The 22724-nt window shown below is 69.6% G+C and carries 19 protein-coding genes and 1 tRNA gene; 9 read left to right on the forward strand and 11 right to left on the reverse strand.

Going from position 1 to position 22724, the window contains the following annotated elements; translation table 11 throughout:
- Positions 1-25 precede the first annotated feature (25 nt).
- Positions 26-553, reverse strand: a complete 528-nt coding sequence (locus tag EV284_RS25400) for a DUF4232 domain-containing protein (RefSeq protein WP_130338045.1) — start codon at positions 551-553, stop codon at positions 26-28.
- Between the two features lie 239 nt (positions 554-792).
- Between EV284_RS25400 and EV284_RS25405 the strand changes: the two genes are divergently transcribed.
- Both EV284_RS25405 and EV284_RS25410 read left to right on the forward strand, forming a co-directional pair.
- The gene (locus EV284_RS25405; RefSeq protein WP_242625816.1) at positions 793-1887 is read left to right on the forward strand and encodes a helix-turn-helix transcriptional regulator; all 1095 of its coding nucleotides are present in this window, start codon (positions 793-795) and stop codon (positions 1885-1887) included.
- A gap of 94 nt (positions 1888-1981) precedes the next feature.
- Entirely contained in the window at positions 1982-2266 is a 285-nt protein-coding gene (locus EV284_RS25410) for a barstar family protein (protein WP_130338047.1), read from the forward strand.
- 27 nt (positions 2267-2293) lie between these two features.
- On the opposite strand, the gene EV284_RS25415 is transcribed toward EV284_RS25410, so the two are convergent.
- The 4 genes from EV284_RS25415 to EV284_RS25435 all read right to left on the reverse strand — a co-directional run bounded on the left by EV284_RS25415 (position 2294) and on the right by EV284_RS25435 (position 9323).
- Complete coding sequence (locus EV284_RS25415; RefSeq protein WP_130338049.1) at positions 2294-2533, reverse strand: hypothetical protein; 240 nt, start codon at positions 2531-2533, stop codon at positions 2294-2296.
- Between the two features lie 285 nt (positions 2534-2818).
- A complete protein-coding gene (locus tag EV284_RS25420) occupies positions 2819-3424 on the reverse strand; it encodes a hypothetical protein (protein WP_130338051.1) in 606 nt (201 codons plus the stop codon).
- Positions 3425-3773: 349 nt separating this feature from the next.
- Entirely contained in the window at positions 3774-8873 is a 5100-nt protein-coding gene (locus tag EV284_RS25430) for a caspase family protein (protein ID WP_130338055.1), read from the reverse strand.
- A 376-nt stretch (positions 8874-9249) separates the two neighbouring features.
- Positions 9250-9323 (reverse strand) — tRNA-Gly (locus tag EV284_RS25435).
- A 185-nt stretch (positions 9324-9508) separates the two neighbouring features.
- On the opposite strand from EV284_RS25435, the gene EV284_RS32830 reads away from it, so the two are divergent.
- The 3 genes from EV284_RS32830 (at position 9509) to EV284_RS25445 (ending at position 10884) form a co-directional block, all read left to right on the forward strand.
- On the forward strand, positions 9509-9667 hold the full coding sequence (locus EV284_RS32830; RefSeq protein WP_165425636.1) for a hypothetical protein: 159 nt from the start codon (positions 9509-9511) through the stop codon (positions 9665-9667).
- A 118-nt stretch (positions 9668-9785) separates the two neighbouring features.
- Positions 9786-10361, forward strand: coding sequence for a dCTP deaminase (gene dcd, locus EV284_RS25440; RefSeq protein WP_130338057.1), 576 nt, complete (start codon positions 9786-9788; stop codon positions 10359-10361).
- A gap of 13 nt (positions 10362-10374) precedes the next feature.
- Entirely contained in the window at positions 10375-10884 is a 510-nt protein-coding gene (locus EV284_RS25445; protein ID WP_130338059.1) for a phosphoribosyltransferase, read from the forward strand.
- Between the two features lie 148 nt (positions 10885-11032).
- Here the strand turns inward: EV284_RS25445 and EV284_RS25450 are convergent, their stop codons facing one another.
- Complete coding sequence (locus tag EV284_RS25450; protein WP_130338061.1) at positions 11033-11413, reverse strand: STAS domain-containing protein; 381 nt, start codon at positions 11411-11413, stop codon at positions 11033-11035.
- A gap of 115 nt (positions 11414-11528) precedes the next feature.
- Here EV284_RS25450 and EV284_RS25455 point away from each other — a divergent pair, with 115 nt between their 5' ends.
- Positions 11529-11885 (forward strand): helix-turn-helix domain-containing protein, encoded by a 357-nt coding sequence (locus EV284_RS25455; protein WP_130338459.1) that lies wholly within the window; start codon positions 11529-11531, stop codon positions 11883-11885.
- Positions 11886-11945: 60 nt separating this feature from the next.
- Here EV284_RS25455 and EV284_RS25460 read toward each other — a convergent pair whose 3' ends face one another.
- Together EV284_RS25460 and EV284_RS25465 are read right to left on the reverse strand one after the other, a co-directional pair.
- Positions 11946-12290, reverse strand: coding sequence for a hypothetical protein (locus EV284_RS25460; protein ID WP_130338063.1), 345 nt, complete (start codon positions 12288-12290; stop codon positions 11946-11948).
- A 13-nt stretch (positions 12291-12303) separates the two neighbouring features.
- Positions 12304-14892 carry a LuxR family transcriptional regulator gene (locus EV284_RS25465; RefSeq protein ID WP_130338461.1) on the reverse strand — a complete coding sequence of 863 codons (2589 nt, stop codon included), beginning with the start codon at positions 14890-14892 and terminating at the stop codon, positions 12304-12306.
- Between the two features lie 351 nt (positions 14893-15243).
- Here EV284_RS25465 and EV284_RS25470 point away from each other — a divergent pair, with 351 nt between their 5' ends.
- On the forward strand, positions 15244-16200 hold the full coding sequence (locus tag EV284_RS25470; protein WP_130338065.1) for a hypothetical protein: 957 nt from the start codon (positions 15244-15246) through the stop codon (positions 16198-16200).
- A gap of 232 nt (positions 16201-16432) precedes the next feature.
- Entirely contained in the window at positions 16433-16873 is a 441-nt protein-coding gene (locus EV284_RS25475) for a hypothetical protein (RefSeq protein WP_130338067.1), read from the forward strand.
- Positions 16874-17062: 189 nt separating this feature from the next.
- Here the strand turns inward: EV284_RS25475 and EV284_RS25480 are convergent, their stop codons facing one another.
- Together EV284_RS25480 and EV284_RS25485 are read right to left on the reverse strand one after the other, a co-directional pair.
- Complete coding sequence (locus EV284_RS25480) at positions 17063-17959, reverse strand: Yip1 family protein (RefSeq protein WP_130338069.1); 897 nt, start codon at positions 17957-17959, stop codon at positions 17063-17065.
- 135 nt (positions 17960-18094) lie between these two features.
- Positions 18095-19579: a VCBS repeat-containing protein gene (locus EV284_RS25485; protein ID WP_130338071.1), complete on the reverse strand. Its 1485-nt coding sequence runs from the start codon at positions 19577-19579 to the stop codon at positions 18095-18097.
- A gap of 212 nt (positions 19580-19791) precedes the next feature.
- On the opposite strand from EV284_RS25485, the gene EV284_RS25490 reads away from it, so the two are divergent.
- Positions 19792-20115 carry an antibiotic biosynthesis monooxygenase gene (locus EV284_RS25490; protein ID WP_130338073.1) on the forward strand — a complete coding sequence of 108 codons (324 nt, stop codon included), beginning with the start codon at positions 19792-19794 and terminating at the stop codon, positions 20113-20115.
- A gap of 82 nt (positions 20116-20197) precedes the next feature.
- Here EV284_RS25490 and EV284_RS25495 read toward each other — a convergent pair whose 3' ends face one another.
- The gene (locus EV284_RS25495; protein WP_130338075.1) at positions 20198-22480 is read right to left on the reverse strand and encodes a 4Fe-4S dicluster domain-containing protein; all 2283 of its coding nucleotides are present in this window, start codon (positions 22478-22480) and stop codon (positions 20198-20200) included.
- Positions 22481-22724 lie beyond the last annotated feature (244 nt).

Here is a 22724-nt window from a genome sequence, read left to right on the forward strand (position 1 = left end):
CCGGGGGAGTTCCCGGACAACGTCCCTACCAGGTGAGGGCGTCGGCCGCGTTGTCCTGCCAGTACGTCACCGCGGCGGCGCTGTTGAAGAAGACCCCGCCGTTCGGCAGGTTCAGCGTCTTCTCCTTGCCGGTGCCGCCCGCGTTCCGGTCGGTGAAGAACACGCCGAGGGTCTTCTCGGTGGCGCCGCCCTCGCCGTCGGGGGAGTACGTGGCGATGCCGGCGTAGGCGGACTCGCCCGGCTTGAGCGTCACCACGGCCTGCGGCTTGCTGTCCTCGAACCAGGCGAGCGGGGCTTGTGCGTCGGCGCCGGCGCGCAGCAGGGGGGCGTAGTAGGCGTCGCAGGTGGCGGTGCCGGTGTTGGTGGCCTTCAGCAGCAGGTGGTTGACGGGACGGGACACCTCGGTGACGGTCAGCTTGGTGTTGGCCGTGGTGCAGGTGGCCGAGGTGGCCGAGGTGGCGGCGTGGGCCGCGCCGGCCTGGACGCCCACGAGGGCGAGTGCGGCGAGGGCCGTCAGGGAGGCGGCGGTGGTGGTGCGGGTGGTGCTGCGCATGAGTGAGTCGCCCTGTCTGTAGAGGAGTTGAGCTTCCGCCGGTTCAACGCGCCCGGAGCGCGGGGGAAGCTGGGCCAGCACGGTGACCGGTGGGGTGCCGTGCTTGGATGACCTCAGCCTGTGCCACCCCGCGTTCCGCCCGCCATTCCATCGGGATCTTTGGAACGCTGGGATGCCGGCATCGGCTCTGACCTGGTGAAACGCGCCCGGCATGGGATGCCGGACGGAATGGGGGACGGGTGGGGGCGGCTGAGGAGATCGCCGAGTTCGCCGCGCTGTTGGGCGAGTTGAAGCAGCGGTCCGGGCTGAGTTACGAGGCTCTGGCCAAGCGTGCGCACATGAGCACCTCGACCCTGCACCGCTACTGCCGCGGCGACGGCGTACCGGCCGACTACGCGGTCGTCTCCCGTATGGCCCGGCTGTGCGGGGCGACGCCGGAGGAACTGGTCGAGCTGCACCGGCGGTGGGTGCTGGCGGACGCGGCGCGGGAACGGGGGCGGCGGGCGGTCGCTCCGGCGCCGGGGGCAGGCGGCGCGCCCGCACCGCAGGAGGGCACTCCACCTGTTTCCGTACCCGCCCCCACCTCGGTGGAGGAGCCGGCCCACCGCCCCCGCCGTAAGCACTGGCCCCTGATCGCGGCGGCCGTCGCCCTGGTCGTCACGGTGGCCACCGCGCTGACGCTCGACCGCGACGACGGCGCCCCCTCGGCCCACGGCACCGCCCCCGGCCGGGCAACCGCCGCGCCCCTCACCGTGAGCACCCGCACCTACGGCTGGGACGACCCCCAGTGCGAGGGGAAGTACCTCGTCGACCGGCCTCCCGCCGAGGTCGCCCCGCCGGTGATGGGGCAGGACGTACCGGGCTGGGTGAAGGCACACCGGGCCGTCGCCGCCGACGAGCAGCGTGTGGCGCTGACCGTCCAGGGCACCGGCGACGAGGCCGTCGTCATCGAGTCCATGCACGTCGGTGTGGCCGACTCCGCTCCGCCCCCGTCCTGGAACGCCTACCTCGGCTCCTCCGGCTGCGGCGGAGGCGTGGAGACGAGGTCCTTCGACACGAACCTCGACGCCCCCCACCCCGTACTGTCCCCGAAGGCCGGCCAGCGCGGCTTCCCCTACAAGGTCAGCCGCACCGACCCCGAGGTCCTCTACATCACCGCCCACGCCGACACCCACGACGTCCACTGGTACGTGGACCTCCAGTGGAACAGCGCCGGCCGCCAGGGCACGATCCGCCTCAACGACCACGGCCGGCCCTTCCGCACCAGCGGGAGCCGGGGACGCCCGGTGTACGAGTTCCTGGTGGGCGGGACGCACTGGTACCGGGACGCGTGAGATCCCGGAGTACGAGGGGGCAGGCCGATGCCCTGGGCCCCTCGACGCTGCGCCTGCCGCCCACCCACTCCGACCGAGGTGAAAGCATGCGGTCGTGATCACCATCGACGTCAGCGGACTCCACGACGAGCGCGCCCTGCACCGGGTGCTGCGGCGGGAGCTGGGGTTCCCGGACTTCTACGGAAACAACTGGGCTGCCTTCTGGGACGCGATCACCGGCCTGGTCTGGATTCCGGGCCATCTGCGCTTTCTGGGCTGGGACCAGCTCGCGGAGGACGTCCCCCTCGGAGCCGCCATGCTTCGCCGGACACTGGACGCTTACCGAGCGACGTATCGCCCGGAGCTGGTCGTGGAGTTCGAGGGAGGACGTGAGCACTGAAAGGGCCCCCGTCGACGACCGGGCCCGTCATTCGTCGTCACACCGCTCCAGGACCAGGCCCACGGAGCCCGCTTCGAGTCCGTTGTTCTCCTCCAGGTGGAGATGAGCACCGTCCGGTGTGCCGTCCTCGGCGAGCGTGAGGAAGTGGCCGGCCAGTGTCCTCAGACCGGCGGCGTTGGCCTCGATGACGATTTCGCCGCCCAGGTCGCGGACCTCGATGCGGGCGCCTTCCTCCCATGTGAAGACTCTGGTGACCCCATCGGTCACCGCACTCACGTGAGTGGTCGTCGAGGGAGCGGCGTGGGGTTCGGTGGCCATGCTCAAGGATCGCGTGCCGAGGGAGCGGGGGCCCCCTCCGTTCGGGCTGAACCGCCACGTTAATGTGACGCGTTGGGCCGGTACAAGGCGTTCCGGGTACTCTCCGACGACCTCCCGCTCTGACGCAGGGCCCTAGGCAGTCAAGTGCCAGGGCGGGGCGGGCGGCAGCGGGTGGCGTCGATGCACCACTCCCGCGGACGTGACCCACGTAAGTCATGCGTAAACGGCAGTACGCTACGGGACTCCATCGCAGGTCTTGCCAGGTTTCACGCGCACCACGGCGGTCCATGGCAAGGAGACTCTGTCGTCCGTCGCGGAGCTGATCTCCACGTGGTGCCGGTCTGCCTGGATCAACTCGCCGCACACCAAACCCGTGTTCGTCTGCACTACGACCGGTTGCGTACCGGAATCACGGGTCGTCACCCATGCGACCATGAGTGCGCCAACGACGAGGATTACTCCGAAGACGTAGGACAGGTAGGCCCAAGCCAGTGCTCGTGTCACTCGGGCCACTTCCTGCTCGGTCCAGCGACGCAGGGCCTGCCCGCCCAGGAGGATCTCTCGCTCCGGAGCCCCGTGTGCGGCTCGTGCAGCCAGGAGGGAACCGGTGACCAACAGCACGAAGGCGGTCATCAGTAGCCCGGTGGCGGTCGCGCGGGCAGAGACCGGCAGGTCGTCGAGGTTGTCGCGTCCCTTCAGCAGCAGGAGGACCGCAAGCAGGGCTGTGAGTCCTGTGAGACCGTTACGCCACCCTTCCGCCTGTCTGCGCAGTTCCGGAAGCCTGGTGAACTCCAGTTCACGGGCGAGTTCGGCCCAGCGGCGCTCGGAACGGTTGCTCATCGTCGGATTCGCCAAACCGCGCCGCACCCGAAGAACGACGTGTCCGGGGGCATGTGGGGATGTGCGTGCCCGCACTCGCACAGGTGTACCTCTGCCAGCAACGGTTCCGCACCCTCCTCCCTCTGCGTCCTCCCCTTCCCGAAGAGCAGCCTCAGTCCGCCCTTCGTCCCTGTTCCCGGCCGCGCCCACGGGAACAGCGTTCTGGTGGCGCCGTGACAGCGTGGACACGTCCCTGCGACGATCACACCCCCACCGTTTGGGGCCGGCTGCTGGGTGAACAGGGCGCCATCGAGTTCACCGAGATCCTCATCGGCGTACGGCATGCGGTGATCGTGGCGGTGGGACCGCGTCATCGCTTCCCTCCCTTCTCGGCGGCACACTTCAGCTGGAGACCGAACAGGCCCGCATACACCTCAAGGCGCTCGCGCACCCATTCGGGTGTCTCACCCACCGCCTGGGCACAGCGTTCGATCCAGTCCTGCTGGACGGGACCGGTTAGCGCGGGAAGCTTTCCGTCGAGGCTCTCGGAGAGGAGCGCCAGGTCCTGCCAGCCGGGTACGACGTCGGGGACATCGGTGATCGCCGGTGGTGTCTCCTCCAGAGCGAGGTATGGCCTGATGCGCCGTTGCCAGGTGTGCCGTACCGATTCACCGAGACGCCCCGCGATGCTGATCAGGTCGAGAGGCAGTAGCGGGGTGCCGGGCTTGGAGACGCGGTACGCCGGGTCGACCGCCACGGCATCGTGCACGGTGGGCACCTCGTCGGGCAGTGCCGCCTCTGCCTCGGTGGTCAGTTCCGGTACGAGAGCGCCGATGGCCCTGAAGGGCGCCAGAGCCCGGTACGCCGCCCCGGCACCGAGAGTGCGGGCGCGGGCGTAGCCCACCAGCCGTTGCGCGGTGAGCGGGATCCAGCGAGGGGTCTCGAACCACACATAATCCACGTCCTCGTGCATGCCTTCGTCGACCAGTGCGGCGACCTCGTCCCACGTCGGGACGAACTTTCTCAACATCTTGGGCGGGAGTGGGGCAACGAGTTCGGTGCCCAGCCCCAGCCTCTGGGCATCCCGCTGCGCGGTGTTCCACAGCACCGACAGCTGCTGCCGGAGTCGCTGGCTTCCGGTGAACAGCACGGCTGAGGTCGCCGGTACGGGATAGTCGGCGCCTTCCCAGCTGGGGTCCTCCCCGGAGAACGCGTATCTGCTAGGCGTTGGCAGACCGTCCCAGGCGCGCAACAGTTTTGCCGCGTCCGGAAGATCGACCGCAGCTTCCCTCAACTCGGTTAGGTGCCAGGACAGTTCCTCGGAGGACGTCTCGTGCGAGCGGACGAAGGCGAGGTCCCGGAGTGAGACGCCGTCCTCCAGGCGGATGTTCTCCTGGTGTAGCCACCGTACGAGGTTTCCCGTCTCGAGTGAGGGGACCACGTCACGTCCGGAGGAGCGTTTGGTGTAGCGCCGGCGGTGGGCCACTCCGAGGGGCTCCGCCTCGCGGGCGAGAACGCGCTCGGCTTCCCACACGGACATGTCACACTCCGCAGCCAATTCGATAGTGGCGGCCCAGGGCAGCGTGGGGCTGCCGTCGGCGCCGTGGACGATGTAGTGGCGCAGAATAGGAAATACCTCCGGCGACACGGCAGCCCATCGGGCAGCCAGCACGGGATCAGGTGCGGGCCTGCCCAGCCAGGCGAACTCGGCTATGCGCCGTTGTACTTCTTTCGCGTCGAGGTCGGTCGTAGCTGCCACCACCGGTACGTCCCAGGGGTGAATGGCGGGTCGCCAGTGGTTCTTGTCCTCCTGGAGGTACAGAAGCTTGAGCTCGGCGTCCGTGCAGACGTGGTCACGGTGATGCTCCGGGACGGCGCGCAGCGGTTCGCCCACGAACGGCGCGTACCGGGTGCACGCCTCGGCCAGCTTCCCCAGTGGCTCACGGAAACTCGCGGAGGCCCGGACGATGCCGGAGAGATCCTCGGGCGGGTGCCGATAGTAGATCTCGTTGGCGGTCCGTCGCTTGGACGGCAGGGGGCGCCCCCAGACGGTGATGGAGAGGCCGTCCAGCGGATTCGGCTCGCTGCCCAGGAGCCCCTTCATTACGTACCAGTCGGTGAATTCCGGTTTCCATTCCAAGTCGCCGTCACCGACGACGGCCGGCCCCGCCAGCCGCGGATGGACGATGCGTAGGCCCCGCGTCGCGCGGAGCACCTCTGCCACGGTGCTGCCCTGTTCGTGTGCCACCAGAACCGCGGTACGCCAGTCGCCCTCGACCTTCGCAGCGATGTCCGACCAGCCCGGCTGCGGAACGGGGTGGCCGGAGAGAGACAGCGGAGCCGCTTCCTTCTGGGCGCGGAACTCGGGGCCGAGGACGGCCAGCCGCCAGGGCCGGACCGCCTCGGAGAGCTTTTCCTCCTCGCGCCTCCCGCGTCGGTCGTCCAAGGAGGCGTCCAGCTTGAACCAGCCAACTTCGTCGATGTTCGCCTGCCGACCGAGGCTGTCCGACACGAGCAATCCTTGATCCTGTACGGCCTTCCAAAGAATACGAGCGATCGAGGGCTCGCGGGCTTCCATGCTCCACAACCACTGAAGGCTCAACCTCGCGCTGTGGGTGAGCGCCTGCGCGCCCTGCTGAAACTGCTTCCGCGCCCACAAGGTGTCGTATCTTTCCAACTTCTTGCGATTGATGCTGAGTTCGCCGGAGTGAGCGCCCGACAGATTCAGCACGTACCCGAAGGTCCGCTTGTCCGTGGCGATCCCGTCACACACGATCGCCCCGTCTCCCGAGACCCACCACAAGGTGCCCGGGATGGCCTCGACGGCGAACCGGGTGGTGAACGACCCAGGCTCCTCACCGGACTTGAGACGTCCGGGTAGCCAGGTCTCCTTCGTGCCGTCCTGGTCGCACACGTCCAGCCGGAACTCACTGATCAGAATGAGAGAGCGCAGCACGGACACGACGGAGCCTCCGGACAGTGGCCCCGCATCGCGCAGGTGCAGCCGCACGCGTGTACCGCCCTCGGGTAAAGTCGTGCCGCCCCGCTCGTCCTCCTCCCGTACCCGGAAGAGACTGCCGCTGACCGGGATCTCGACGCGTAGCGCCTTCTCAACCGGGCGGCCGTCCGGGCCGACCGGTCGGGTCACGATAGTCATCTCTTCGGCGAGCATGAAGTAGCTGAAGACGCCGATACCGAAGCGGCTGTTGGGATAGAGCCGCAGCGAACTGTCGTGGCGAAGCCACGCTGCCTGCTCCCGGCGGAAGGAATGGGACTGGTCGAAGCGGCGGCCGGCCTGGGTGAAAGTGTTCTTAAGCTGGTCGAGCGTCATGCCGACGCCGTTGTCCACACACTCGACGTAACGACCGCGGTTGTCCTCGCCCACCTCGATGCGGATGTGTCCCGCCCACTTGGCCGGTTCCCGGCCGAGGTCGCGCAGATACCGGACGCGCATCTCCCGGTAGCGGCAGGCGTCCATGGCGTTCTGGTACAGCTCCCGCAGCGCGAGTTCGGGCTCGCCCTCGTACAGCTTCTCGCCCATCAGCAGACGGCGGATTTCCGTCTGCGCCAGCGAGAACCGGGCGAGCGGAACGTCGTACGCGTCTATGCCGTGCTCGCGGCCGGGTCGGAGCCGGTGGTCGGATAGTCGCGTGGGAAGTCCGCGCAGTAGCGCGGCCTCGTCGTGCGGGAGGCGGCGGGCCGACTCCCGCAACAGATGCCCGAGGTCGTCGGCACCCTCGACGACCGAGGCGAGCGCTGCGTGGATCGCCGGATGGGGGCAGAGCGCGTCCAGATGCAGATACTGTGCCCTATCGTCCTGGTCGAGATACCAGAAAGCGTCCCGGAGGACGGTGACCACTTCACTCGGCACCACCGGATCGGAGACGGCGAGATGCTCGGCGAGGACTTCCGGCAGACAACGGGCATCGAAGGCGAGCAGGCCCGCGAGCCGCAGCAGCGCTGCCAGCGGGCGTACCCGTAAGCGCCAGGACGTTCTGCGGATGACGTGTTGGTCCGGCGGCAGCCGCTGGTCGTCTGCGGGGGCTCCGACGGCGAGGCCCGTGGCGACCATACGCAGCGCTGTGGAGAGTGCTTCCGCCCGGCCGCCGAGCGGCTCGCCCGTCATCGGCGGCTCTACGTCGAGGAGGCGGGTCACGAAGCCGTCGGCCAGCACCGCGGGCACGGCCTCCTCGTCGGTCGAGAACCGTTCCTCGATCCAGCGATGGACCAGCCACAGCGTGACGGCGTGGCGGTCGTCTGCGGGGTCCGCCAACCACAGGTACCAGTCCGCGAGCTTCTCGGTGATCTGGGGGTAGTGCTCGGTGATCTGCTCGTAGTGCCGCCGCTGGTCGTCGGCGTCCACCCGACGCCGCACGAGGTGTGGACGGAACTCGGCGGCCTGGCTCAACCGCATGGCCCAGGCCGTCTCGTGCAGCAGGACACCGGCGATCAGCGCGGTGACCTCCAGGGCGGACAGCTCAGCGTCTTTGGGCAGGATCTGTGGGAGGCGGTCGGTCAGCAGCCGTACCGGGTAGTCCTCATCGGCCCATGGATCAGGCAGCCGCTCCTGGGCGCGGTGGACATGGCGGGCAGCCTGTGCGGCCAGGTCCGACAGGCATCCCTGAAAGTGGTCCACGGCTTGCGCGTCGCCATCCGGGAGCAGTTCCCAGAGAGCAGAGGTGCGTACGGCGTCCTGCCAGGCCTCCAGCAGCCGCCTGCCGTCGGCGACTGCCAGGGTCCTGGTCTGCTCCGCCAGATCGGTGCCGTAGTGAATCAGGACTTTCTGCGGGTCGGCCAGAGCCCGTACCGCGAGGGCCTGAGTATCGCGTCTGGTCTTCTCGTACACCTGCTCCACGGTCGTGGCCTCAGTCAGCGGGTCGAAGGCCTGGGCGAGCGCCGACGTGAAGAAGCTGCCCGCCTCCGCGAAGCCGCTGGGTTCACCTGGGCCACAGCTTGTCATCATGGCGAAACCGCTGCCTGGGGGACCTTTGACGACGTTACTGCCGAAGGCGGCTCCTTGTTCGTTCCCGGTCCAGCGGCAGGCGTCTATCAACCACAGCACGGTGCCGGCCGAGCAGTTGGCCAGGTAACGGCTGATGTCGGCCTCCAGGAGCGACTCCTGCACGTGGGGCTGCTCCCACCCGGCCGTGTCGTTACTTTGGTCGGCAGGGGCGCGGGCGTCGTAGGGCACCAAGTAGTCGGTGGTGCCGATCCGGATGCCGTGCCCGGTGAAGTAGAGGAGCAAGGTACTGCTGGGCGGCGCGCTCGCGGAGAGGGCGGAGATACGTTCGGTGATCGCGTTTCGGGTGGGGTCCAGGAGGGTCTCTATCGCGTAGCCACTGCTCTCCAGGGAGGCGCCTAGCACGCGCAGGTCCGCGTCGACCGTCGCAGCAAGAGAGGGGAAAAGGTGTTCCGCCCCCGGATTCTCACGCACCCCGATGAGCAGGGCTATGCGTCTGTTCTCTTCCACTCGGCCCTCGTTCCGCCCTCGACTCGCCCATATTTTCATCCTCACCGGCCCGGTGGGGGCGGATCGGTCGAGTGGCTGGCGGACGAGCCACGATGCAGGCTCGGGCATCACCCTCAACGACACGACGGTCAGTGTCGGCCCATCCTCCGAGAAGGGTGCAGTGTGTCAGCTCTTGGACGAGCGCTAGCGCGAGGAAGACGCTGGCCTCGACGATTTACCCCGTGCAGAGCGTGCTGAGCACCGTGAGGACGGCCTCGATGGACCCGCGCACCGCCACGAGGAGGCCACCGGCAGCCAATGGTGCGGTTGGGTGTGTATCCCGCCCGCCGGTCTGGACAACAAACAACCCCCAGGTCCATGACCTGGGGGTTCATAGTGGAGCGGGTGACGAGAATCGAACTCGCGCTCTCAGCTTGGGAAGCTGATGTTCTACCATTAAACTACACCCGCGCAATACGGACATATCGACTGGGGTGCAGTCGGCGTCCGAACGCTCGCTCACTGTACCTTACGGTGGGTGCCTCGGGGTCCCGGAGTGCCGTCTGGGGTAGGTTCCGGTTGGTCCCGTAATGTGGCATTCGGCGTCGGGGGAGTGAGCCCGACGCGGCTCCTGGGGAAGGGACTTGAGGGACTTGATGGAACGCACCGTCGTCCGCTGCGCGGACGGGCACGTCTTCAGCGCCGCTTCGTTCCCGATGCAGCAGGCCGAGCGGCTGGGCCCCGGCCGGCTCGTCCGGTGTCCCCGCTGTGCGCGGCTGCGCAGCGCGGTGCCGGTCACGCTGCAGAAGCGGTAGGCACACGCGCGCCGAGCGGTGGCCACACGCGCCGCCGAGCGGCACGCACACGCACCACCAGGGGGCGCGGATCCGTCACGATTGTCGGCGGTCCGCGCCCCTTGCGTATCCTCGGGGCGTGCTTCTCTCAGACAAGGACATCCGGGCCGAGATCGACGCCGGGCGGGTCCGGATCGATCCCTTCGAAGATTCCATGGTTCAGCCCTCGAGCATCGACGTACGGCTGGACCGTTACTTCCGGGTGTTCGAGAACCACCGGTACCCCCACATCGACCCCTCCGTGGAGCAGCCGGACCTCACCCGGCTGGTCGAGCCCGAGGGCGACGAGCCGTTCATCCTGCACCCCGGTGAGTTCGTGCTGGCGAGCACGTACGAGGTCATCACGCTCCCCGACGACCTCGCCTCCCGCCTGGAGGGCAAGAGTTCGCTGGGCCGGCTCGGCCTGGTCACCCACTCCACCGCCGGCTTCATCGACCCCGGCTTCAGCGGTCACGTCACCCTGGAGCTGTCGAACCTCGCCACCCTGCCGATCAAGCTCTGGCCCGGTATGAAGATTGGCCAGCTGTGCATGTTCCGGCTGTCCTCCCCCGCCGAGCACGCCTACGGCAGCGAGCGCTACGGCTCCCGCTACCAGGGCCAGCGCGGCCCGACCGCCTCGCGGTCCTTCCTGAACTTCCACCGGACCCAGGTATGAGGACGACGACCATATGAGCGACGCGCGGGAGAACCTGACCTACGAGCGCTTCGGCACGGCCGTCCGTGAGCTGGCGCAGACCATCGCGGACGACGGCTTCGAGCCCGACATCGTGCTGAGCATCGCGCGCGGTGGCGTCTTCGTGGCCGGCGGCCTGGCCTACGCCCTGGACTGCAAGAACATCCACCTGGTGAACGTGGAGTTCTACACGGGCGTCGGCACCACGCTCGACATGCCGGTGATGCTGGCACCCGTCCCCGACCGCATCGACTTCTCCGACAAGAAGGTGCTCATCACCGACGACGTCGCCGACACCGGCAAGACGCTCAAGCTGGTGCGCGACTTCTGCCTCGACACCGTCGCCGAGGTGCGTTCCGCCGTCATCTACGAGAAGTCCCACTCCCTCGTGAAGTGCGAGTACGTCTGGAAGCGCACCGAGGACTGGATCAACTTCCCGTGGAGTGTCCTGCCTCCCGTGCGTAAGTCCGGCGAGCCGATCACGCCGTCGAAGGACGCTCTCTAGACGGTGTCCGGCAGTCCTGCCGGTGGTCGTCATCGCTCAAGGTCCATGGCGTCCGGAGCGGACCGCCGGCCGCACCGAGGGGGCCACTACGAGAGCGGATAGGCTCCCGGGCTCATGAGCGCGATACGCCCGCGGGCGCAGGCACGGCTCAGGCGGCGGCGGCCTCGGTCACGGTCTCCCGTATTACCAGGACGGTGTCGATTCCGGAGATCGCCAACAGCCGCCGAAGCTGTGCCGGCGGTGCGGCCACGCGCAGGTTTCCCGCGTGGTTGGCACGGATCAGCAGGTTGAGCAATGCCGAGTCCGCGAAGTCAACGCCAGAGGCGTCCAGGACGACCTTCGCGTGCTTCCTGGCGGCGGCGCCCAATGCCTCCGCCAGCGGCGGGGTCGAGTGCATGTCATAAGAGCCGTGAGCGGCGACCACCCACGAGCCACGGCACTCGTACTGACGCAACGCGGTCGTCGGCCCCGGCTCGCTGGAGCGCACCGACCCCCGCTTGCCACCGACGCCACTCGTGAGCGTTGGCATGACGGCCTCCCTCGCAGACACCTTGGAGCTCGCCGGCGCAGAGACGCCAGCGATTACCGGAAAAGTATGTCATGCATCTGGGTTCGGGCAATGAGGGTCCCCTAAAATGGGAGGCATGGTTGGAGTGCCTGAACCTCACAGCGGATGGACGTTCGTCACCAGTCACGCGCGCGTCCTGGCGGCCATCGCCGACAACCCGAACATCCGGATTCGAGACATCGCCGCCCACTGCCGGCTCACGGAGCGCGCGGTCCAGCGCATCATTGCCGACCTCGAGCAGGACGGTTACCTCTCGCACACCCGGGAGGGGCGTGCGAACACGTACCGCATCGAGCCGGACAAGGTGCTGCGGCACCCGGCGGAAGCCGGCCTGTCCGTGGCGTCCCTGCTCTCTCTGCTCGTGCAGGACGAGAGTGATCGCGGCAAGGCGTCGGGGCCGCTCACGGGGGCTGCCTCCTTGACCCATCACTGACCCCGGTTGCGATTCCGTACGGCCGCGTCTGCCCGGCTCTGCCTGGGTCGATGGTGTGCGTCAGGTGCCACCTGGACGAATGTCGTCCAGGCGGTCGACGATCACCACGGACGACGGATGCGCGGGCCTCGGGACCTGGATGAGACGGGGCACGTAGACCACGTCCCCGTGCCTGAACTCGGCCTTCCACGAGCGCCGGTAACACACGATCTCCTGCGGAGCACCGCGCGTCGCGTAGCACTGGGGCACCGACTCCGGGGAGGCGGTCCGCGCGTTCTCCCACCGGGCGCCCGATTCGCTCGCCGACGCATCCGGTGCGCCCCACGCACCGAGCGGGACGCAGCAGAGGCAGAGCGCCGCGGTCACCACGCCGGCCTGACGGCCGGCTGCTTTCCCGACACGCATCACGGACCCCCTGTCACGGCTCGGGCGGGTGCAGTTTGCGGGCCGCGTCGTGCCGGGTGTGCACGCCGAGCTTGGCCAGCACCGCGCCCACGTGGTGCCCGGCGGTCTTGGGCGCGATGTAGAGGCGGGCCGCGATCTCGGCGTCCGACAGGCCCTCGTTCAGCAGCTTGAGGACGTCCAGCTCCCGGTTGGTCAGTCCGTACGGGTTGGCCCGGGTGGCCGCCCGCGCCCCGCGCCGGATCGGGCGGACGCCCCGGGCGCGCATCACGGCGCGGGTGCGGGCCACGGCCGGCCGGGCGTCCAGGGCCTCGAAGGCCGCCAGGGCCTCGCGCAGCGCGGGAGCGTCGCCGGACAGGCGGGCCAGCGCCGCGTCGTGCGGGCAGCCGAGCCCGTCCCAGCGGGCCGCGGCGCCCTCCCAGTCGCCGGTCAGCTCCAGCGCGTAGGGTTCGGCGGCCGGCACCCGCGGGGGCGTCCCGCCGGCGCGGCGGATCCAGCAGGCCAGCGGGCCGGACAGCCAGGGGTGCGTACGCTCCGCCAGCGCGGCCAGCCCGCTGCGCGCCTCCGTCTGCACCAGCTCATGGTCACCGGCCAGCCAGGCCGCCTCGACCCGGGCCTCCCACCCCAGACCCGTGTCCAGCAGGCAGTCCGAGTCGACCAGGCCCGCCGCCCGGTCCAGCAGCGGCCAAACCCGGTCCCTGCCCCGGCGGGCCCGCACCAGGCCCAGGACGGTCAGCGCCAGGGCCTCGCCGACCGGCGGTGAGCCGGGGTGGGACACGACCTCCTGCGCGGTGTCGGCGGCCTGATCCCACAGGCCCCGGTTGAGCAGCCCCCAGCTGTCCCAGGCCCTCGCGCACAGCAGGTGGGGCAGCAGGTCGTGATCGAGGAAGTAGGCTTCCGCCCGGCTCGCGGCCGCGGTGGTCCGGGCGGCGTCGTGCTGCAGCGCGGCGAGCCAGCACAGGGTGAGCGCCAGGAAGCCCGCGTCCGCCGGCAGATCCCGCGCCATCGCGCTGGACACCGCCCGCTCGCAGTCCTCCCACCCCGCTCCCCCGCTCAGCACGCGTGCCGCCGCGGCGTGGAAGTGCGCCTGGTCGCCCACCCCCGCGTCGCCGAAACGCTCGCCCAGAGCGGCCGCCTTCTCGGCGTAGGCGGCGGCCACCGCGGCCCCTTCGTGCTCGTGACAGGCCAACTGGCACAGGTTCAGGTACGCCCACGCCAACTCCCGGCTCGGCCGCAGCTCTTCGAGTACCCGCACGGCCTCCAGGCCGGTCTGCCTGGCCTCGGCGGTACGCCCGGCCGGCCACAGCCAGCACGACAGCCAACGCAGGTCCTCCCCCTCGCGCAGCCGGTCACCCTGTGCCCGGCGCAGCCGCACCGCCGTACGGCGGGAAGCCACGCCCTCGTCGAGCCGGCTGGACAGCAGACAGGCCTGCGAGTGGCCCTCCAGCAGGGAGGTCTGCTGGTCGGCCGGGAGGTCGTCGGCGTACCGCAGGGCCCGGGCGTACTGGGCGGCCGCCTCCCGGTGCGCGCCCGACGCGGCGGCGTGGGCGGCTGCCGCGGGGGCGTACTCCAGCACGGCGGCCGCGTCCTCGGCGCCCTCGGAATGATCGGCCAGCAGCGCCAGGTCGTCCGCCGCGACCGGCCCGGACCGCATCAACGCCAATGCCTGCCGGTGTGTCCGCAGACGGTGGGCGGCGGGTACGGCCTCCAGCACCGCCCGCCGGGTCAGCTCATGCCGGAACTCGGCCGTCTGCCCCTCGGTGCGTACGATGCCGCAGGCCACGGCCTCGTCGAGGGCCTCCTCCGGGGTCGGGAGGATGCCGGCCAGCAGCGGCAGCGGGACCCGGCGCCCGAGGACGGCCAGCACGTCGACCACCCGCCGCGCCGGCGCCGACAACCCGGCCAGGCGGCCCGCGACGGCCTCGCGCACCGTGGCCGGGACGGTCTCGGCGGGGGCGGCCAGGATCGCGGAGACGATGAACGGGTTCCCGGCGGACACGCGGTACACCTGCTCCGCGTCCACGGCGTGGCCGGCGGCCAGCAGGGCCACCGCACGGCGGCTGAGGGGGAGCAGGTCGTGGCGGTACACCCACGGATAGCCGGCCAGGGTGCCGAGGAGGGCGGTCAGGTCGTGGGTCCGGCCGATCTCGTCGTCGCGGTAGGTGGCCACCACCATCGTGGGAACGCCGGGCAGACGCCGGGTCAGATGGCGCAGCAGGTCCATCGTGGCCTCGTCGGCCCAGTGGAGGTCCTCGACGACCAGCAGGCTCGGGTAGGCGCTCAGGTCGGCGAGCAGGCAGTCGAAGAGCTCGTCAGAACGGCAGGTCCCGGCGAGCGCCCCCGTCAGGGCGTTGCGCGCCGCGGCACCCAGGTTCGGGGCCAGATCTGTCAGGGGGCCCAACGGGCGGGGAGTGGCCAGCGGATCACAGGCGCCCGACAGCACCCGGATGTGGGGATCGGCCAGCCGCGCCAGTCGTTGGACGACGGCGGTCTTGCCGATGCCGGTCTCGCCACGCACAAGGGCCAGACGTCCGGGGCCACTCACTGCCACCCTCAGGTGGCCGGTGAGGTCCTGGAGAACGGCCTCTCGTTCTAGCAGGTCCATCACACGTCAGTTTCTCTCCGCGGCCGGAGCCGCGCAAAAGATCCAGCCCGATCCCCGCAGGTGGGCCGCAGGGACCGGGCTGCCCGGGTGCCACGCCGGTACCTGGGGTGTGCCCGGGGTGGAAGTTGGGGTGTTCGCCCGATGTGCCGCCGGAGACGGCGACGCATGCTGGTCGAGGAGTTCCAAACCCGGGCACACCCGCGCCTCCGGGAAAGGACTGTGGCAATCCGCCGCGTCTCGATTTCCCGGGGTTGAGGCGGCTGGCGCCCCAGGGCTACGGAGAACGCCCTCCGTAATCGAAGCGGGGCCCGCGAACCGGCCGGTCCTGACGTTCACCCGAAAGGAATCGTCATGCAGAACTTCGCGAAGCGTGCGGCACTGGTGACCGCGTCGGCTGCCCTGGCTGCTGGGGGAGCCCTCACGCCCTCCACCGCCTTCGCCACCCCGGCGCCCACAGGAACTCACGCGACGACGCCGGACAAGCCGTGCCAGAAGAAGAACTGCAAGATCAACCGCAATGCCCAGGGCCGTAACACCCAGGGCGGGGTCCAGGGCAGCGGTCGGGGGAACACGCAGGGTGGCGTGCAGGGCAGCGGTCGGGGGAACACGCAGGGCGGTGTGCAGGGTGGCGGCACCGGTAACACCCAGGGCGGTGTGCAGGGTGGCGGCACCGGTAACACCCAGGGCGGTGTGCAGGGTGGCGGTACTGGCAACACCCAGGGTGGCGTCCAGGGTGGCGGCACCGGCAACACCCAGGGCGGTGTGCAGGGTGGCGGCACCGGTAACACCCAGGGCGGAGTCCAGGGCGGCGGTAGGGGGAACACCCAGGGCGGGGTCCAGGGCGGCACCGGTAACACCCAGGGTGGGGTCCAGGGCGGTACTGGCAACACCCAGGGTGGCGTCCAGGGTGGCGGTACTGGCAACACCCAGGGCGGTGTGCAGGGTGGCGGCACCGGTAACACCCAGGGTGGCGTCCAGGGTGGCGGCACCGGTAACACCCAGGGTGGCGTCCAGGGTGGCGGCACCGGTAACACCCAGGGCGGTGTGCAGGGTGGCGGTACTGGTAACACCCAGGGCGGTGTGCAGGGTGGCGGTACTGGTAACACCCAGGGCGGTGTGCAGGGTGGCGGTACTGGCAACACCCAGGGCGGTGTGCAGGGTGGCGGCACTGGCAACACCCAGGGCGGTGTGCAGGGTGGCGGCACCGGTAACACCCAGGGCGGTGTGCAGGGTGGCGGCACTGGCAACACCCAGGGCGGTGTGCAGGGTGGCGGCACCGGTAACACCCAGGGCGGAGTCCAGGGCTAGTCGATAGACGGAGTTCATCACCCCGCGGAGGAAACCCCCGCGGGGTGATGCCGTGCACTCCGACGCCGACCGCCCGGCGTGCGAAGAGCCCCACCATCCCGGTGCGGAATGCCGGCCCGGCCCCCCTGTACGGGTGACATGGCCTGTGTCGCTGGAGCAACGCAGTGAGAGGTTGCGGCTAATTTGAACCGCAAGAAGTTCTCTCTTCTGTCTGCCGCAAGAAAGGCCTACCGTGAAGCGGGTCGGAATTTACGCAACCCTGTCTTTTGCCGCTGCCATGGCGCTGACGGGCGCAACGGCGAGCCAGGCTTCCGCAGAGAACCGCAACTATCCGGGATATCCCGCAGAAGTCACCATTGTCTTCAACCACGGGTATTACGGCAACGTGTTCAACACCCAGGGCGGCACCGGCAACACCCAGGGGGGCACCCAGGGCGGTATCGGCAACACCCAGGGCGGAACGCAGAGCGGCAAGGGCAACACCCAGGGCAGCACGCAGAGCGGTACCGGCAACACCCAGGGCGGCACCCAGGGCGGTACCGACAACACCCAGGGCGGAACGCAGAGCGGTATCGCCAACACCCAGGGCGGCATCACGCAGGGCACCGAGGACGCGGCGAAGAAGATCGCCACGCGCACGTTCACCTTGATCAATGACGGTCTGAACGGATGACGAGGCCGCTGCCGCGGTGAACGAGTCTTTCTGTGGTGGAGAGATGTCCGGCATCTCCCCACCGCAATGGGCCTCGTCGCTTTCCCGCCGCGGCCGGCCTCGCCTATGCGCCGACAAACTGAAAGAGGGGCTCCCGGCACAGTGCCGGGAGCCCCTCTTTCGCGAATGAGGAATTCGAGCGTTCTCGACTCAGAAAGTCCCCAGCTTCACGATCGACAGCAGCGCGATCAGCTGGATCGCGGACGCGCCCAGCGCCTTCGGCCAGGGCAGGTCGTGGGAGCGGGAGACCATCAGGGTGAGCAGGGCGCCCGCGCCGAGCCAGGTGATCCAGCCGATGACCTGGACGAAGCTCGCGTCGCCGCCGAAGAACATGGCGAAGACCAGGCGCGGGGCGTCCGTCAGCGACATGATCAGCATGGAGAGGCCGACCGTCGGCTGCCAGGCCCCGTCGCCGCCGAGCTGGCGGGCCAGCGTGTGCGTGACCACGCCCAGGATGAACGCGCTCAGCACCATGGCCACGGCCGAGATCAGCACGATCGGCACCGCGTTGGTGAACGTCGCGCCGATCACGTCCGCGCGGGCGCCGTCGAAGCCGAACACCGCGAGCAGCCCGTAGAGGAACGTCACGATCAGGGCCGGGCCCCACATCGTGTAGTCCCGCATGCGGAGGAAGGTCGGGTCGGGGTTGAGGACGACCCCCTTCAGCAGTTCCTTCCAGTGCAGCGCCGGGCCGGACGGGCCGGAGGGCTGCGCCGAGCCCGCGTGGTAGGTCTCGCCCTGCGAGTAGGCGGACGCCTCGTCGATGGAGAACGCCTGGGTGTGGCCCGGCTGGTTCGCCGCGTACGGGTCGTGCCCGCCGTGGCCGGGATCGCCGAAGTACTCCGGTCCGTCGTTCCCCGGCCCCGGGTACCCGTACTGGTTCCCCTGCGGGTGCCCCGTACGGCCCTGCGGGTAGCCGTAGGCGGGCCCCCGCTGCCCGTGGTGCGGGGCCTGGCCGCCGTACGACGGGCCCTGGGGTGCGTGCGCCTGCTGTCCTTGCGCGGTGCGGTTGTCCCGGTCCCCGCGTCCCATCCTGAATCCAGCCACCCGTCGAACGTACCTGCTCCCGGCCGCCCGCGTGCCGGGCCCGGGGGGTCGGGCCCGGCATTGCGGCCATCCTGTGACATCCCCTAAGGGACCGTCAGGGTTCGCGTCGGGGTCGGTACGGGCCGGCGCCGGGTCTCAGTTGGCGATGATGCTGCCGAACCAGGGCGTGCCGGTCGCGGAGACGCCCACGTTCTTGACGCCGATGAAGCGGGAGCCGGCCGTCGTGATCTTCGTGCCGTCGGACGGCAGGTAGACGAGGGCGCCGTCGCCGCCGTCCTCGTCGGAGCCGACCAGCAGGTCGGCCCGGCCGTCGCCGGTGACGTCGTCGAGCTTGACGTCACTGCCGAAGTGGTCGCCCTTCTCGTCGTTGCCGGGCACGCCCGTGGTGCTCTGGGCGATGGACTGGGCCTTGGTGGCGGTGTTCACGCCGCTCGCGGAGCCGTACAGCACGGTGACCAGGCCCGCGTCGGGCGCCTTGCCGAGGTCCTCGAAGATGCTGCTGATCACCAGGTCCTGGTAGCCGTCGCCGTTGATGTCGCCGAGGTCCAGCTCGCCGCCGAAGCCGTCGCCCTTCTCGGAGGCGCCGGGGACGTTGCCGGTGTTCTGGTCGATCGTGGCGTTGCGGTCCGGCCCGGAGACGGACCCGTAAGCGATGTTGACGCGCCCGCCGGTCGAGGCGTCCGGGACCGGGGTGCCGTCGTCCAGCTTGCCGCCGTCCCAGAAGGCGCCGCTGACGATGTCGCCGTAGCCGTCGCCGTTGATGTCGCCGATGCCGGTGATGATGCCGGACCTGAGCTTCTTGGCGGAGGCGGTGCTCAGGCCGTTCGCGGTGCCGGGCAGCCAGTAGTTGGTGTTCCACCCGTAGCGGGTCTTGGTCTCGTAGCCGTCCACGACGAGGTCGGTGCGGCCGTCGCCGTTGACGTCGCCCGCGGTCAGGTTGAGCGGGGCGAGGGGGTCGTCGCTGGTGCCCGACTGGATCGGCGGCTTGACGGTGGTGCGGCTCGCGGCGGTGCCGGCGGAGCTGAAGCCGCCCTTGTAGAGGTACAGGGTGGAGCCGGAGGCGCCCACGACGAGGTCGGTGCGGCCGTCGCCGTCGAAGTCTCCCGCCGCCAGGTTGTGGCCCCAGACGTCGTGGGAGGCGACCGCCGGGTCGGGCAGGTCGGCGCCCTTGCCGGTCAGACCGTTCTTGGAGCCCCAGAGCAGGGCGACGGCGCCGCCGTTGACGTCGTTGCCGACCTTCTCGTGCGGGGCGCCTACCGCGAGGTCGTCGTAGCCGTCGCCGTTGAAGTCGCCGTAGGCCAGCGTGCCGCCGAAGGCGTCGCCCGCCTCGGCGCCGCCCGGGACGCCGGGGGTGTCCTGGCTGAGGGTGGTGTGCCTGGCGCCGGAGACGCCGGTCTTGGCGCCGTACAGGACGACGACCTGGCCGGCGCCCTTCTTGCCGCCCACGTAGGCGCTGGAGGCCGAGGTGGCGAGGTCGCCGATGCCGTCGCCGTTGAAGTCGGCCTTGGCCACGGTGGTGGAGTCGGCGGCCGTGGCGGGGGCGGCGGTGAGGGTGAGCAGCCCGCCGGTGAGCGCGGCCGCTGCGGCCGTCGCCAGGACGAGTCTGTGGTGCGCGCGCATGGGTTTCTCCTGCGGCGTACGGGGATGCCGGGACGGGCATCCGGTCGGTGGGGGCCGACAGCCCGCGTCGGCCCTGGTCACCCAGGGGCCGCGCGGCGGTTGGCGATCATCAGACCCGCACCGGGCGGGAAGGGTTGTGCGCCGGCCGGGGAATCTTCCGGGGCGCGTGGTGCGGGGCCGCCGTCGGGACTGGATGGGGGCAGGATGGGGGCATGAGCGTAGTGAAGATCAACGTGCTGACCGTTCCCGACGAGCAGCGGGAGGTGCTGGAGAAGCGGTTCGCCTCGCGGGCGCACACGGTGGAGAGCTCGGACGGGTTCGAGTGGTTCGAGCTGCTGCGGCCGGTGGAGGGCACCGACCAGTACCTCGTCTACACCCGCTGGCGCGACGACGCGGCCTTCCAGGCGTGGATGGAGGGCCCCATGAAGGCCGCCCACCAGGGCACCGGCGGTGGTGAGGGCGAGAAGCAGCGGCCCGCCGCGGCCGGCTCCACCCTGTGGTCCTTCGAGGTCGTCCAGCAGGCGTCCCCGAAGTAGTCCCCGACGCGACCCCTTACGGGTACGACGGCGCCCCCCGGTCTCGTGGACCGGGGGGCGCCGTCGTGTGCGAAGCGGTGCGCTACTTGACCGGCTCGGGCTCCGGCTCGGTGGCGTGCTCGTCGTCGTCCGCGGGGTCCGCCGGGGTGCGGACGGAGTCCAGCAGGAGCTGGGCCACGTCCACGACCTGGATGGACTCCTTCGCCTTGCCGTCATTCTTCTTGCCGTTGACCGAGTCGGTCAGCATGACCAGGCAGAACGGGCAGGCGGTGGAGACGATGTCGGGGTTCAGGGAGAGGGCTTCGTCGACGCGCTCGTTGTTGATGCGCTTGCCGATCCGCTCCTCCATCCACATCCGCGCGCCACCGGCGCCACAGCAGAAGCCGCGCTCCTTGTGGCGGTGCATCTCCTCGTTCCTGAGGCCCGGCACCTTGCCGATGATCTCGCGCGGAGGCGTGTAGATCTTGTTGTGCCGGCCCAGGTAGCAGGGGTCGTGGTACGTGATGATGCCCTCGACCGGGGTGACGGGGATCAGCTTGCCCTCGTCCACCAGGTGCTGGAGCAGCTGGGTGTGGTGGATGACCTCGTAGTCACCGCCGAGCTGCGGGTACTCGTTGCCGAGCGTGTTGAGGCAGTGCGGGCAGGTGGCGACGATCTTCTTGGCCGACTTCGGCTTCGCCGACTCGGGGACCACCTTGCCGTCGTCGTCCATCTCCTCGCCGAAGGCGGCGTTGAGGGACATGACGTTCTCCATGCCGAGCTCCTGGAACAGGGGCTCGTTGCCGAGGCGGCGGGCGGAGTCACCGGTGCACTTCTCGTCGCCGCCCATGATGGCGAACTTGACGCCCGCGATGTGCAGCAGCTCGGCGAACGCCTTGGTCGTCTTCTTGGCGCGGTCCTCCAGGGCACCGGCACAGCCGACCCAGTAGAGGTACTCGACCTCGGACAGGTCCTCGATGTCCTTGCCGACCACCGGGACCTCGAAGTCGACCTCCTTGGTCCACTCCAGGCGCTGCTTCTTGGCCAGGCCCCAGGGGTTGCCCTTCTTCTCCAGGTTCTTGAGCATCGTGCCCGCCTCGGACGGGAACGCGGACTCGATCATCACCTGGTAGCGGCGCATGTCGACGATGTGGTCGACGTGCTCGATGTCCACCGGGCACTGCTCGACACAGGCGCCGCAGGTGGTGCAGGACCACAGCACGTCCGGGTCGATGACGCCGTTCTCCTCGGCGGTGCCGATGAGCGGGCGCTCCGCCTCGGCGAGGGCCGCGGCGGGCACGTTCGCGAGCTGCTCCTCGGACGCCTTCTCGTCGCCCTCCATGGTCTTGCCGCCACCCGCGAGCAGGTAGGGCGCCTTGGCGTGGGCGTGGTCCCGCAGCGACATGATCAGCAGCTTCGGGGAGAGCGGCTTGCCGGTGTTCCACGCGGGGCACTGCGACTGGCAGCGGCCGCACTCGGTGCAGGTGGAGAAGTCCAGCAGGCCCTTCCAGGAGAACTGCTCGACCTGGGAGACGCCGAAGACGTCGTCCTCACCCGGGTCGGTGAAGTCGATCGGCTTGCCGCCGGAGGTCATCGGCCTGAGGCCGCCGAGGGCGACGCCGCCGTCCGCCTCCCGCTTGAACCAGATGTTCGGGAACGCGAGGAAGCGGTGCCAGGCCACACCCATGTTGGTGTTGAGCGAGACCACGATCATCCAGATGAACGAGGTCCCGATCTTGATCATGGCGACCAGGTAGACCAGGTTCTGCAGTGTGGTGACGCTCAGCGCCTTGAAGGCGAGGACCAGCGGGTACGAGGCGAAGTAGGCCGCCTCGTAGTGGTCCACGTGGTGCAGGGCGCCCTCGAGGCCGCGCAGGGTGTAGATCGCCAGGCCGATGGTGAGGATGACGTACTCGACGAAGTACGCCTGGCCGGCCTTGGACCCGGCGAAGCGGGACTTGCGGCCCGGGCGGCTGGGCAGGCTCAGCAGCCGGATGACCATGAGCACGGCGATGCCGAGCACGGTCATCACACCGATGAACTCGATGTACAGCTCGAAGGGCAGGAAGTCGCCGATGAAGGGCAGCGTCCAGTCGGCCTTGAAGAGCTGGCCGAACGCCTGGGCCAGGGTCGGCGGCAGCGTCAGGAAGCCCACGGCGACGAACCAGTGGGCCACACCGACGATGCCCCACTTGTTCATCCGGGTGTGGCCGAGGAACTCCCGCACCAGCGTCACGCTGCGCTGGTACGGGTTGTCGGTCCGGGTACCGGCGGGGACGGGCTGGCCCAGCTTGAAGTACCGGACGAACTGTCCGATGGCCCGGGCGAGCAGCGCGACACCGACCACGGTCAGGACCAGCGACACGATGATCGCGGCGAGTTGCATGAGGGGCTCCTGAGGCGGCCTCGAAATTACTAAGCGGTAACTTATGCAGTCCGTCTGAGACTACCCCCATCCTCCTGCGCGATGCAGCACGGCGCGGGGTGAGATGGGTCGCTGAGGGTTGCCTTCGCCGGGACGGGGGAACCCGCCCCCGCAGGCCGAATGCCGCCTTGCATATAAGCGCCATATAAGAGTTGAGTCCGGTCGGCTCATGTCTGTTGACCCCGCGCCATCGGAGTGGCACACT

Source organism: Streptomyces sp. BK022, from assembly GCF_004217355.1.
Lineage (GTDB): Bacteria > Actinomycetota > Actinomycetes > Streptomycetales > Streptomycetaceae > Streptomyces > Streptomyces griseoluteus.